The organism is Geodermatophilus sp. SYSU D00779 (assembly GCF_054050595.1).
Genome location: NZ_JBJGZQ010000006.1, coordinates 40,577 through 52,569, shown reverse-complemented (window position 1 = coordinate 52,569; position 11,993 = coordinate 40,577). Strand labels below are relative to the sequence as shown.

The following is an 11,993-nucleotide window of genomic DNA, read 5'->3' as shown; positions in this document are numbered from 1 at the left end:
TACGACGGACGGGCGATCTGCCGTCGCTCAGACTGTCGTCTGAACGGGCGGCCCATCTGGACGGCGGCTAGCGGACAGCCACCTCACGAGTCCGATAAGCATGCAAGTTACGGACCACCTCCTCTCTCGTGTACCTCGACGGTACGTCCCTCCCGGGAGGTCGGCAACGCGCTTTTTCAGCCCTCGGCGGAACCGCCGGGGGCGCGCCCGGGCGGGGGCGCCCCCTCCCGGTGCGGCCGGTGCTCGGCGCGGTCGTCGACCGTCTCGCGCTGGTACACGTCCGGGACGCCGTCCCGGTCGACGTCGGCCCGCTCGTCCTCGTAGATGCGCTTGTAGCGGCGGTTGCGCAGCCGCAGCACGACCGTGGCCAGCAGGGCGGCGAGCAGGGTGCCGGTCAGGATGCCGACCTTCGCGTGGTCGTAGGTCGCCGTGCCCAGGCCGAAGGCCAGCTCCGTGATGAGCAGGGAGACGGTGAACCCGATCCCGCCGAGCAGGGACAGGCCGACGACGTCGGGCCAGCCGAGGTTCTCGTCGAGCTCGGCCCGGGTGAAGCGCGAGACCAGCCAGGTGGCCCCCGTGATCCCGATCGTCTTGCCGAGCACCAGCCCGAGGGTGATGCCGACGGCGACGCTGTCGGTGACCGACGCGGTCAGGCCCGAGAGCCCGCCGACCGCGACACCCGCGGAGAAGAACGCGAACACCGGGACGGCGACGCCCGCCGAGATCGGCCGGAACCGGTGCTCGAGGTGCTCGGCGAGACCCGGCCCGGCCTCCGGCCCCCCGGCAGCCGCGCTGCGCACCACCGGGACGGTGAAGGCGAGCAGCACCCCGGCGACCGTGGCGTGCACCCCGGACTCGTGCACCAGCACCCAGGTCGCCAGTGCGAGGGGGAGGAGCAGCCACCAGGAGCGGATCCGCTTCTGCACGAGGAGGCCGAAGAACGCCAGCGGGACCAGCGCCAGCAGGAGCGGGACCACCGCCAGGTCACTCGTGTAGAAGACCGCGATCACCACGATGGCGAGCAGGTCGTCGACGACCGCGAGGGTCAGCAGGAAGGTGCGCAACGCCGCGGGCAGGTGCGTGCTGATCACGGCCAGGACGGCGAGCGCGAAGGCGATGTCGGTCGCGGACGGGATGGCCCAGCCGCGCAGCGCGTCGTCGTCCCGGCCGAGGTTGAGCAGCACGAAGATCAGGGCCGGCACGGCCATGCCGCCGACGGCGGCGGCGATCGGCAGCGCGGCGCGGCGCGGCTCGCGCAGGTCGCCGGCGACGAACTCCCGCTTCAGCTCCAGTCCCGCGACGAAGAAGAAGACCGCGAGGAGCCCGTCGGCCGCCCACGTGCCGAGCGACAGGTCGAGGTGCAGGGACGCCGGACCGACCCGGGTGTCGCGCAGCGTCTCGTAGGCCGTGCCCCACGGGGAGTTGGCCCAGACCAGCGCGATGGCCGCAGCGGCCAGCAGCAGGGCCCCACCGACGGTCTCCTTGCGGAGGATGTCGGCGATCCGGCGGGTCTCGGCCCAGGACCCACGGCCGAGGAGGGGTGCGCGGGTGGAGGGACTCACGGGGCGGCTCCAGTGGGGTCGTCGACAGAGGACCTGCCGACCAGACTTCCCGGCGCACCTGCCGGACGACCCTACCGGCGACCCGCCGCGGGCGCCGTCCCGCGGATCCCCGCTCCGTACAGTGGGCGCCGTGACCCACCGCGCTGCACGACCGTCCGGGAGCGGCCGGTGAGGCTCACCGAGCTGGCCGGGCGCCGGGTCGGCGTCTGGGGTCACGGACGCGAGGGCCGCGCCGCGGTGCGCGCCGCGCTGACCGCCGGTGCGGCGCGGGTCGTGGTCGTCGACGCCGTCCCGCCGACGGACCTGCCGCCGGGCGTGCGGGCCGGCAGCGACGTCGCCGAGCTCGCCGGCTGCGACGTGGTGTTCCGCTCGCCGGGCATCAGCCCCTACCGCGAGGACGCCCGCGCGCTGGCCGCCCGGACCACCCTCGCCTCCGGCACCGGCGTGGCCCTGGCCGAGTTCGCCGCCCGCGACGTGCCGACGCTCTGCGTCACCGGCACCAAGGGCAAGAGCACCACCAGCGCGCTGGCCGCCGTCGTGCTGACCGCGGCCGGCCGGCCGGCGGTGCACGCCGGCAACATCGGCACCCCGCTGCTCGACGTCCTGCTCGACGACGCCGTCGGGGACGGCACCTCGCTGGTCGTCGAGATCTCCAGCTACCAGGCGGCCGCGGTCGAGGGCTGGTCCGGCTGGGGTGCGGTCACCTCGCTGGCCCCCGAGCACCTGGACTGGCACGGCGACGTCGCGACGTACTACCGGGACAAGCTGCACGTCTTCGCCGCCTGCGGGCCCGGCTCGGTGGTCGTCAGCCCCCAGGCCCGGCCGGTCGCCGAGCAGCACCTCGACCCGGCGGTGCTGGTCGACCCGGCCGACGTCGTCCCCGAGGCGCGGCTGGCCGGGTTCCCGCTCCAGCGCCTCTCGGGCGTGCACAACGTCGCCAACCTGCACGTCGCGCTGGCCGCCTGCGTGCGGATGGGCGTGGACCTCGACCGGTCCGCCGAGGCCGTCCGCGCCGCCGTCGCCGGCTTCCGGGCGCTGCCGCACCGGCTCTCGCCGGTGGCCACGCGGAACGGCGTCACGTTCGTCGACGACGCGCTGAGCACCACCCCGGTGTCGGTGCGCGCGGCGATCGACGCCTTCGCCGGGCAGCAGGTCACGCTCATCGCCGGCGGGCAGGACCGCGGGCTGGACTACACCGACCTGGCCGCGGCGGTCGTCGCCCGCGGCGGCACGGTGCAGGTGCTGACGATCCCGGACACCGGCGCCCGCTTCGCCGCCGACATCCGCGCCGCCGCGGCCGCCGCGGGCGTCGACGCGCCGGTCACCGAGACCGGCTCCCTGGCCGACGCCGTCGCCGAGGCGCTCCGGACCGCCCGACCCGGCGGCCTGGTGCTGCTCTCGCCGGGCGCGCCCAGCTACAACCGCTTCCGCAACTACGAGGAGTTGGCACGCACCTATGAGCAGATCCTCCTCGACGCCGGAGCGTCGCGTGTCTGAGGGGCAGGGCGCGTCCGACGCCTTCGTCGTCGCCGGCCGCTCCCTCGACCCCGCCACCGGCGAGGCCGCCTTCACCTACCGGCTGGCCGGTGACGAGTTCACCGAGCGGCTCACCCTGGACGCGGACCTGCTGGGCGGTGCCGACCCGGCGCGGGTGGACGCCGCGCTGGACCTGGTCCACCTGGTCATGGGCACCAGCTACTACAAGCTGCGGGCGCCGGGCCGGGTCGTCGTCGAGCGGCCGGTGACCAAGGCCCAGGCCGCCGTCGCCGAGGCTGCGTACACGCACGGGCTGGGCGAGTTCGCCGCGGTCAACCGGCTGCCGGTGCCGCACGAGGTCGCCTTCGACCTGGAGCTGACGGACGACCTGCCCGCGCCGGTGGAGGGCGGCGGGCGGCAGGCGCTGCTGCCGGTCGGCGGCGGCAAGGACTCCGCCCTGGCGCTGGTCGTGGTCACCCCGGCCACCGCGCTCGCGGTCAACCCGACCGACGCCCAGCGCGACGTGGCCCGGGCCGCCGGGGTGCCGCTCATCGGCGTCCGCCGCCGGCTGGACCCGCTGCTGGGCGAGCGCACGCGGGCCGGGGGCCTCAACGGGCACGTGCCGGTCACCGCGATCAACTCAGGCGTAGCCACGTTGGTCGCCGTCCTCGGCGGGTTCGACCCGGTCGTCTTCGCCAACGAGCGGTCGGCCGACGAGGAGACCCTGACGGTCAACGGCGCGCGGGTGAACCACCAGTACTCGAAGTCCTACGAGTTCGAGCGGCTGTTCGCCGCGGCGGCGGCCGAGGTCGGCGTGGGCTACTTCAGCCTGACCCGGCAGCTCTCGGAGCTGGCCACGGTCGCGGCGGTGGCGGCCCTGCCGGACCTGCGCGGCGAGATCCTCAGCTGCAACCGCAGCTACACGCAGGCGCACATGGGCGGGCAGGCCACGCAGCGCTGGTGCCTGCACTGCGACAAGTGCCTGTTCACCTTCCTCTGCTTCGCGGCCTTCCTGACCCCGGAGGAGGCCCGGGCGATGTTCGGCGGCGACCCGCTGGCCGACCTCTCCCTGGTCGACGGCTTCCGGCGGCTGTGGGCCACGGAGAAGCCGTTCGACTGCGTGGGGGAGCGGGCCGAGAGCGCCGCCGCGATGGCCCACCTGGCGCGCAGCAGCGCGTGGGGCGGGCACGCCGTCGTCCGTGCGCTGGGTGAGGAGGCGGCCTCGTTCGCCGCGGTCACCGGCGCGACCGTCGAGGGCTTCCTGCCGCCGCGCGGCGAGCACTCGGTGCCCGACCGGTACCTGGCCTCGCTGCAGCGGGCGCTCGCGGAGGCCCGCCCGCCGGTGCGGTGAGCGCCGCGCTCGCGGACGTCGAGCGGGCGCTGCTGCGCCCCGGCGCCCGCGACGTCACCGGGCTGGCCGCCGCCGTCCCCGGGCAGCTCGCCCGGCTGGCCGCGGAGCTCGTCGCCGCCGGTCGCGCCGGCAGCCGGGTCGGCCTGGTCACCGGCGTGCACATCGCCTGGGCGCCCACGCCGGCGGCCGAGACCGACGGGCCGGTGGGCACCGCCGTCCTGGCCGCCGCGCTGACCGAGCTCGGTGCCGAACCGGTGGTGCTCACCGACGAGCCGTGCGCGCGGGTGACCGCCGCCTGCCTGGACGTGCTCGGCGCCGGGCGCCCGGAGGTGCTGCCGGCGTCCGCGGACGAGGTGCGGGTGCGGGACCGGGTGGCCGTCCTGGGCCTGTCCCACCTGGTCGCGGTGGAGCGGCTCGGGCCGAACGCCGACGGGCGGGTGCTGACGATGCGCGGCTTCGACGTCACCGGCTCCACCGCGCCGCTGCACGCGGCCTTCGACCTGCCGGGCCTGGTCACGGGGGCGGTCGGCGACGGCGGCAACGAGATCGGCATGGGCAACGTCCCGGCCGACGTCGTCGCCGCCTGCGTCGCGCACGGCGACCGGATCGCCTGCCGGGTGCCCGTGGACGCGCTCGTCGTCGCCGGCACCTCCAACTGGGGTTGCTCCGGTCTGGTCGCCGGGCTGGCGCGGCTGGCCCCCGGGCACCGCGACGCCCTGGTCGCGCTGCTGGACCCGCGGGTCGACGCGCGAGTGCTGCGGGCCGCCACCGCGGCCGGCGCGATCGACGGCGTCACCGGGCTGCCGGGGCTCAGCGTGGACGGCGTCCCGGTGGCCGGCTACGCCGACCTGCTCGCCGGTCTCCGGGATCTCGCCCGGACCTAGGCTGGACGGCGTGCCCGCCCCGCACCCGCACCCCGACGCCGCGCCCGGCGACGTGGCTCCGCTGGCCGAGCGGCTGCGCGCCCGCGGGCTGCGGCTGACCACCCAGCGCCAGCGGGTACTCGCCGCGGTCGCCGCGCTCGAGCACGCCACCCCCGAGGAGATCGCCACCCGGTTGCGCGAGGAGGCCGGCCCGGACGGCGCGGCGCCGGACACCTCGACGGTCTACCGCAACCTCGAGCTGCTCGAGCGGCTCGGGCTGGTGTGGCACACCCACCTCGGCAAGGGCGCGCCGGTCTACCACGCCGCCGAGCACCCGCACCTGCACGTCGTGTGCGCCAGCTGCGGGGAGGTCTCCTCGGTCGACCCGGCCCTGCTCGACGGCGCGGCGGAACGTCTGGCCGCCGACCTGGGTTTCCAGCTGGACGTGGGGCACGTCGCGCTGTCGGGGACGTGCCGCGCGTGCCGCGACCGAGCCGGATCGGAGTCCTGATGTCCATCCCCAGCCCCCTGCTCTCGCGCCCCGGCGCCGTCCCGGTGGAGGACGGGTCCGTCCCGGCGCACTACGGCAGCCCCCTGCGCGAGCAGCGCGAGCTCGCCGAGGGCGCCGGTCTGGTCGACCGCAGCGACCGCGACGTGCTCGTCGTCCCCGGCGCCGACCGGCTGACCTGGCTGCACAGCCTGCTCACCCAGCACCTCGCGCAGCTCGGCGACGGCGCCGGCGCGGAGGCCCTCGAGCTCTCCCCGAACGGGCACGTCGAGCACCACCTCGTGCTCGCCGAGCTCGCCGGCACCACCTGGGTGGACGTCGAGCCGGGCACCGGCGCGGCACTGCAGGCGTACCTGGAGCGGATGCGGTTCATGCTCCGCGTCGAGCCGGCGCTCGTCACCGACGCGTGGGCGCTGCTGTCCCTGGTCGGCCCGCGCGGCGACGCGGTGCTCGCCGCCGCCGGCCTGCCGGTCCCCGCCGCGCCGTACGCGGTGCTCGCCCTGGACGGCGGCGGCTGGGTGCGCCGGATGCCGCCGATCGGGGACGGCGCGCCCGTCGTCGACCTGCTGGTGCCGCGCGCCGAGCTGGCCGCCCGCGCCGACGCCCTGCTCGCCGTCGGGGCCGCGCCCGCCGGCGTGGACGCGTACGAGGCGCTGCGGGTCGAGGCCCGGCGGCCGCGCCTGGGCGTCGACACCGACCACCGCACCATCCCCAACGAGACCGGCTGGCTGACCAGCGCCGTCCACCTGGCCAAGGGCTGCTACCGCGGTCAGGAGACCGTCGCCCGGGTGCACAACCTCGGCCGCCCGCCGCGCCGGCTGGTGCTGCTGCACCTCGACGGGCTGGCCGAGCAGCTGCCCGCGACCGGGACGCCGGTGCAGCTCGGCTCCCGCGACGTCGGCCGGATCGGCTCCGTCGTCCGCCACCACGAGCTCGGTGTCGTGGCGCTGGCGCTGGTCAAGCAGTCGGTGGCGATGGACGCCGAGCTGACCGTGGCCGGCGCCCGGGCCGCGATCGACCCCGACGACGCCCCGGCCGCGCTCGACGACACGGTGGCTGCGGCGCGTGAACGGGTCCAGGCCGTGCGATCTGGGACCATCCCCCGGTGACCGCTCGCCCCTCCGGAGAGGCCCGCCCCGTGACCCCCCGACCGACCCGCGCCGGCGGTGCCGCCGTCGACGCACTGCTCGACCCCGGCTTCCTCGAGGCCGCCGTGCAGCGACCGATGGCCGACGTTCGCCGGCTGCGCCGCCAGGCCGAGCAGGAGGAGGTCAACCTCTCCTACACCCGGCGGCTGCTGCAGGGCCGGCTGGACATCGTGCGCCGCGAGCTGCAGCGCCGCGCCGAGCACGACGGCCGCTCGCTGGTCGACCTGCTCCCGGAGATCCTCGCCGAGAAGGGCCGCGGACCGGCCCACGGCCTCGGCCGGCACCAGACCGTGCAGCCGGCCGCGCCGGAGGAGTACGAGAGCTGGGTCAACTCGCTGACCCCCGGCGTCGACCTGTCGGCGGTCCCCGAGCTGTCGGACGCCGATCTGGAGCAGGCCGCCCGCGCGCTGGCCGCGGCCGAGGGGTCGCTGTCCGAGCGCCGCCGCGGCGTGCAGCAGGTCATGGACGGGCTGGCCGCCGAGCTGGGCCGCCGGTACCGCAACGGCGAGGCCGACGTCGCCGCCCTGCTCGCCGACGAGGGCCGGTGAAGGACCACCCTCCCCCTCACGCCTCGCAGGCTCGGCGCGGGACCCTGGAGGGTGGCCGTTCCAGTGCGTCACCGTGGCCGGACAACCCGGTGCTGGTGGAGGTGTGGCGCTCGGGCTTCCTGGAGTCGGTGCACCGCGGCTCGCTGGTCGTGGTCGGCCCCGACGGCGCGGTGCTGTCCGCCGTGGGGGACGTCGAGCGGCCGGTGCTGCCGCGCTCGGCGAACAAGCCGGTGCAGGCCACCGCGCTGCTGGGCGCCGGCTGGGCGCCGCGCTCGGCGGAGGAGCTGGCCATCGGCGCCGGCTCGCACTCCGGCGAGGACGGCCACCGCGAGCTGGTCGCCGGCATGCTCGCCGCCGTCGGGCTCTCGCCCGACGACCTCGGCTGCCCGCCGGCGCTGCCCGCGCACGAGGCCACCCGCGCCGCCTGGCTGGCCGCGGGACGGGCGCCCGAGCGGCTGGCGATGAACTGCTCGGGCAAGCACGCGGCGATGCTGTCGGCCTGCGTCGCCGCCGGCTGGCCCACCGAGGGCTACCTCGAGCGGGAGCACCCGCTGCAGCAGGCGGTCGAGGCCCGGCTCGGGGAGGCCGCGGGCACGCCGGTGGCGGCGGTCGTCGTCGACGGCTGCGGCGCCCCGCAGCACGGGCTGCCGCTGGCCGGCCTGGCGCGGGGCGTGGCCTCGCTGGTCGAGGCCGCCGCCGGCACGTCCGACCGGGCGGTCGCCGACGCGATGCGGGCACACCCCTGGTACGTGGCGGGCACCGGCCGGGAGGACACCGACCTCATGCGGGCCGTCGACGGCCTGCTGGTCAAGGGCGGTGCCGACGGCGTGCACGTCGCCGCGCTGCCCGGCCGTGGCGCGGTCGCCCTCAAGCTGGACGACGGGAGCGAGCGCGGCCGCACGCCCGCCCTGTGCGCCGGCCTGCGGTACCTCGGCGTCCCGGCCGAGCAGCTGGCCCCCTGGTCGCTGGCGCCGGTCTCCGGTGGGGACGGCGTGGTCGGGGAGGTGCGAGCAGCCGCAGCGCTGCCGGGGTGAGCCGACACGCCGGGTGTGAGGCGGTTCACGGCGGGGTGCTAGCTCTTCCGCTTGCAACAGCTAGCACCCCGGCCTAGCGTCGGGGTGTGCAGAACCCGAGCGACTTCGTCCGCGGGCAGGTGACCACCGTCCGTGGCGTGGTCGACCAGGTCGCGAGCAGCGTCGCGGAGACGGTGGCCGCCGAGCGCTCCAAGGTCTCGGCGACCGGCTCCCAGGTCGGGGAGTTCATCCGTGAGCAGCGCAACGCCGCCCGGGTGTCCCTCCGCGAGCTCGCCCGCACGGCCGGGGTGAGCAACCCGTACCTCTCGCAGGTGGAGCGGGGGCTGCGCAAGCCGTCGGCGGAGATCCTCGCCGCGATCGCCAAGGGCCTGAAGATCTCGGCGGAGACGCTCTACGAGCAGGCCGGGATCCTCGACCGACGCGACGGCAACCCGGACACCGTGGCGGCGATCCGCGCCGACCCGTCGCTCTCCGAGCGGCACAAGGCCGTGCTGCTCGAGCTCTACGAGACCTACGTCCGGGAGCACGCCACGAGCGCGTCCGCCCCGGCAGACCCCACAGACCCCACCCCGAACCGTTCCGCGAAGGAGTCGGCATGACCGCCACCGACACGTTGAAGAAGTACGGCGAGACCGTCGCCGTCCAGAACAAGCAGGTCCTGCTGGCCGCCGTCGGCGCCGGCGACCTGGCCGTCGAGCGCACCCGCGCCGTCGTCGGCACCCTGCGCTCGCGCGTCGAGGCCCTGCCCGGCGAGGCCCAGGTGCAGGTCGACCTGGCCGCCAAGGAGGCCCGCACCCGCGCCGAGGAGGCCGTCCGGACCGCGCGCACCTCGGCCCAGCACGTCGCCTCCGCCGTCCGCCCCGACGCCGTCGCCAGCACGGTGGCCGGCCTGGTGAGCACCGCCCGCACCCAGACGGTCGCCACCATCGAGACCCTCGCCGTCCGCGGTGCCGAGGTCGTCGAGGAGCTGCGTCGCCAGCCCGTCGTCCGCAAGGTCGTCGGCCGCGCCGAGCGCGCCGTGGACGCCGTCGAGGACACCCTCGAGGAGGTGCTCGAGGAGACCGCCGAGACCGTCGCCGAGGCCTCCAACGAGGTCACCTCGATCGCGCAGAAGACGGCGGCCAAGGCGGAGAAGGCCATCGACTCCGCCGAGGAGGCCACGCACGAGGCCGCCGCGTCGGCCAAGGCGACCCTGGAGTCGGCCGAGGAGCCCGAGGCCCCCAAGCCGGCCCGCAAGCGCGCCGCGGCCAAGAAGACCTCCGCGGCCCGCAAGTCGACCCCGGCCGGCACCTCCGCCCGCGTGACCCGCACCCGCACCACCAAGCGCGACAACTGAGGAAGGACCCCCGTCCTCCCCACCCTCCGTAGAAGGACTCCCTGCCTCCCGCCACTCGCAAGCTCGCGGCGGGAGCCTGCAGGGGCCGGTGGGCCCCTGGACGGGGGCCACGGAGGGCCGCGACCGGCCCCCGCTCGACCCAGGGCCCCGGAGCTGCGCACAGCGCTCCGGGGCCCTGCCGTGTCCGGGCCTCCCCCGGAGGGGTCGCGGCACCGTGGCCGGACGCCGCTGCGCGGGTACCCTGCCGGGCATGCTGAGCTTCCAGGGTCTCGTCTTCGACGTGCTCTTCTTCGCAGCTCTGGGAATCACGGCATGGGCCCTGGTCGACGCGCTCGTCCGGCCGGCGGCCGGCTACGTCGCGGCCGGCAAGCTGACCAAGCCCGGGTGGGCGGCCATCCTCGGCCTGTCGCTGCTGGTGATCCTGCTCATGGGCCCGATGAGCTTCCTCGGGCTGCCGGCCGTCATCGCCACGATCGTCTACCTGGTCGACGTGCGGCCGGCCGTCCGTGGCCTGAGCCGGGGCGGCAGCGGCTGGTGAGCCGCCGGGCTCACCAGCCCCGGGTGTCCTTCGGGATCACGATCCACAGCAGCAGGTAGGCGATGAACTGCGGACCGGGCAGCACGCAGGAGAGCACGAACGCCAGGCGCAGGCCGGTCCGCGAGATGCCGTAGCGCCGGGCGATCCCCGCGCAGACACCGGCGATGACCTTGTTCTGGGTGTCGCGACGGAGCGGGAGGCGGGCGGGCGGGGTCATGCCCCCGACCCTACGGTCGGGACGTGCTCCTGCGCGCGGTCCGCGGCGACATCACCCAGGCCGACGTCGACGTCGTCGTGAACGCGGCCAACCCCGGGCTGCTCGGTGGCGGCGGGGTCGACGGCGCCATCCACGCGGCCGGCGGGCCGGACATCCTGGCCGAGTGCCGCGCGCTGAAGGCCCGGCTGCCCGGCGGCCGGCTGCCGCGCGGCCAGGCGGTGGCGACGACGGCCGGCCGGCTCCCCGCCCGCTGGGTGGTGCACACCGCCGGCCCGATCTGGTCGGCCGACGAGGACCGCTCCGCCGTCCTGCGCTCCTGCTACACCGAGAGCCTGCGCGTGGCCGACGGCCTGGGCGCGCGGTCGGTGGCCTTCCCGGCAATCTCGGCCGGGGTCTACGGCTGGCCGCTGGAGGACGCCGCGGTGCAGGCGGTGGCCGGCGTCCGCGCGGCCGCGGTGCAGCACGTCCAGGAGGTGCGGTTCGTGCTGTTCGACGACCGCGCGCTGGCGGCCTTCGAGGCCGCGCTCAGCGGCTGAAGACGCCCTCCGGGGGCTCGGGGGAGGCGACCGCATCGACGTCGTGCACCGGCCCGGCCCGGCCGGCGAAGCGGTCCAGGTCGGCGCCCTCGACCACCCTGCTGGGCATCGGGTCGGCGGCGCAGCGGCGGACCAGCGCGGGGATCGGCAGCTCGGCGTCCGAGGCGACGGCGACCAGGTTGCCGAAGCGGCGGCCGCGCAGCGTGCCCGGCTCGGCCAGCAGGCAGACGTGCGCGAAGACCGCGCGCAGCGTGGCCACCTGGGTGCGGGCGAAGCGCAGCGGCGGGCCGTCGGCGACGTTCACGACGAACGAGCCCCCCGGCCGCAGGACGCGGTGCGCTTCCTGCACGTACTCGACGCTGGTCAGGTGCGCCGGCGTGCGGGCTCCGGTGAAGACGTCGCTGACGACGACGTCCGCACTGGCGCTCGGCAGGGCGGCCAGTCCCTCCCGGGCGTCGGCGGCACGCACCCGGACGCGGGCGTCGCGCGGCAGCGGCAGGTGCGCACGGACCAGCTCGGTGAGCGGCTGGTCGAGCTCGACGACCCGCTGCCGGGAACCGGGGCGGGTCGCCGCGACGTAGCGGGGGAGGGTCAGCGCGCCGCCGCCGAGGTGGACGACGTCGATGGGCCGGCCGTCGGCGGCGGCGAGGTCGAGCACGTGGCCCATCCGGCGCACGTACTCGAACTCCAGGTGGGTCGGGTCCTCGAGGTCGACGTGCGACTGCGGCGTCCCGTCCACCACGAGGACCCAGGAGCCGTCGCGGTCGGCGTCCCCGAGCAGCTCGGCGGTGCCGCCGTCGACGGGCGTGGGACCGGGCGGGACGACGGGCTCGGCCTGCCTGCGACGGCTCATCGGGCCACGGGGACGGGACGCAC

At 76.4% G+C, this 11,993-nt stretch carries 14 protein-coding genes; 11 read left to right on the top strand and 3 right to left on the bottom strand.

Annotated features, from left to right (window positions below; all coding sequences use genetic code 11):
• Positions 1 to 176 precede the first annotated feature (176 nt).
• Positions 177 to 1,562 carry a Na+/H+ antiporter NhaA gene (gene nhaA, locus ACI79G_RS06260; protein WP_456880274.1) on the bottom strand — a complete coding sequence of 462 codons (1,386 nt, stop codon included), beginning with the start codon at positions 1,560 to 1,562 and terminating at the stop codon, positions 177 to 179.
• Between the two features lie 168 nt (positions 1,563 to 1,730).
• Here nhaA and murD point away from each other — a divergent pair, with 168 nt between their 5' ends.
• The 10 genes from murD (at position 1,731) to ACI79G_RS06210 (ending at position 10,364) form a co-directional block, all read left to right on the top strand.
• Entirely contained in the window at positions 1,731 to 3,059 is a 1,329-nt protein-coding gene (gene murD / locus ACI79G_RS06255; protein WP_456880273.1) for a UDP-N-acetylmuramoyl-L-alanine--D-glutamate ligase, read from the top strand.
• Positions 3,052 to 4,389, top strand: a complete 1,338-nt coding sequence (locus tag ACI79G_RS06250) for a hypothetical protein (protein WP_456880272.1) — start codon at positions 3,052 to 3,054, stop codon at positions 4,387 to 4,389. The genes murD and ACI79G_RS06250 overlap by 8 nt, the downstream gene beginning before the upstream one ends.
• On the top strand, positions 4,386 to 5,273 hold the full coding sequence (locus ACI79G_RS06245; RefSeq protein ID WP_456880271.1) for a glutamate cyclase domain-containing protein: 888 nt from the start codon (positions 4,386 to 4,388) through the stop codon (positions 5,271 to 5,273). The genes ACI79G_RS06250 and ACI79G_RS06245 overlap by 4 nt, the downstream gene beginning before the upstream one ends.
• A 10-nt stretch (positions 5,274 to 5,283) precedes the next feature.
• Entirely contained in the window at positions 5,284 to 5,763 is a 480-nt protein-coding gene (locus ACI79G_RS06240) for a Fur family transcriptional regulator (protein WP_456880270.1), read from the top strand.
• Positions 5,763 to 6,869 carry a CAF17-like 4Fe-4S cluster assembly/insertion protein YgfZ gene (gene ygfZ / locus ACI79G_RS06235; RefSeq protein ID WP_456880269.1) on the top strand — a complete coding sequence of 369 codons (1,107 nt, stop codon included), beginning with the start codon at positions 5,763 to 5,765 and terminating at the stop codon, positions 6,867 to 6,869. The genes ACI79G_RS06240 and ygfZ overlap by 1 nt, the downstream gene beginning before the upstream one ends.
• 29 nt (positions 6,870 to 6,898) lie before the next feature.
• On the top strand, positions 6,899 to 7,456 hold the full coding sequence (locus ACI79G_RS06230) for an RsiG family protein (protein WP_456880268.1): 558 nt from the start codon (positions 6,899 to 6,901) through the stop codon (positions 7,454 to 7,456).
• 89 nt (positions 7,457 to 7,545) lie between these two features.
• Positions 7,546 to 8,490, top strand: a complete 945-nt coding sequence (locus ACI79G_RS06225; protein ID WP_456880267.1) for an asparaginase — start codon at positions 7,546 to 7,548, stop codon at positions 8,488 to 8,490.
• Positions 8,491 to 8,576: 86 nt separating this feature from the next.
• Positions 8,577 to 9,089, top strand: coding sequence for a helix-turn-helix domain-containing protein (locus tag ACI79G_RS06220; RefSeq protein WP_456880266.1), 513 nt, complete (start codon positions 8,577 to 8,579; stop codon positions 9,087 to 9,089).
• Positions 9,086 to 9,826 (top strand): hypothetical protein, encoded by a 741-nt coding sequence (locus tag ACI79G_RS06215; protein ID WP_456880265.1) that lies wholly within the window; start codon positions 9,086 to 9,088, stop codon positions 9,824 to 9,826. The genes ACI79G_RS06220 and ACI79G_RS06215 overlap by 4 nt, the downstream gene beginning before the upstream one ends.
• A gap of 250 nt (positions 9,827 to 10,076) precedes the next feature.
• A complete protein-coding gene (locus ACI79G_RS06210) occupies positions 10,077 to 10,364 on the top strand; it encodes a DUF2516 family protein (RefSeq protein ID WP_456880264.1) in 288 nt (95 codons plus the stop codon).
• A gap of 10 nt (positions 10,365 to 10,374) precedes the next feature.
• Here the strand turns inward: ACI79G_RS06210 and ACI79G_RS06205 are convergent, their stop codons facing one another.
• Positions 10,375 to 10,581 (bottom strand): PspC domain-containing protein, encoded by a 207-nt coding sequence (locus tag ACI79G_RS06205; RefSeq protein WP_456880263.1) that lies wholly within the window; start codon positions 10,579 to 10,581, stop codon positions 10,375 to 10,377.
• Between the two features lie 23 nt (positions 10,582 to 10,604).
• Between ACI79G_RS06205 and ACI79G_RS06200 the strand changes: the two genes are divergently transcribed.
• Complete coding sequence (locus ACI79G_RS06200) at positions 10,605 to 11,117, top strand: O-acetyl-ADP-ribose deacetylase (protein ID WP_456880262.1); 513 nt, start codon at positions 10,605 to 10,607, stop codon at positions 11,115 to 11,117.
• On the opposite strand, the gene ACI79G_RS06195 is transcribed toward ACI79G_RS06200, so the two are convergent.
• Complete coding sequence (locus tag ACI79G_RS06195; protein WP_456880261.1) at positions 11,107 to 11,970, bottom strand: spermidine synthase; 864 nt, start codon at positions 11,968 to 11,970, stop codon at positions 11,107 to 11,109. The genes ACI79G_RS06200 and ACI79G_RS06195 overlap by 11 nt on opposite strands.
• Positions 11,971 to 11,993 lie beyond the last annotated feature (23 nt).